1 protein-coding gene is annotated in these 269 nt (G+C 48.3%); it reads left to right on the forward strand.

The genetic code is table 11. From position 1 onward, the window contains the following. Positions 1-269: WD40 repeat domain-containing protein (locus tag ABF638_RS38475; RefSeq protein ID WP_435027967.1), on the forward strand; the 269-nt coding region annotated here is incomplete at both ends.

Consider the following 269-nt stretch of genomic DNA (forward strand, 5'->3'; position numbering starts at 1 on the left):
GTTAGCTTCTGCTAGTGCTGACAAGACGATCAAAATCTGGGATGTCAGCAGTGGTCAACTCCCCACAATCCTTACTGGTCATAGCAGTGGGGTCATGAGCGTTGCCTACAGCCCCGATGAACAACAGTTAGCTTCTGCTAGTGCTGACAAGACGATCAAAATCTGGGATGTCAGCAGTGGTAAACTCCTCAAATCCCTTACTGGTCATAGCAGTGAGGTCAATAGTATCACCTACAGCCCCAATGGACAACAGTTAGCTTCTGCTAGTG

The sequence above is a fragment of the Nostoc sp. CALU 1950 genome (assembly GCF_051172895.1).
Classification (GTDB): domain Bacteria; phylum Cyanobacteriota; class Cyanobacteriia; order Cyanobacteriales; family Nostocaceae; genus Nostoc; species Nostoc edaphicum_A.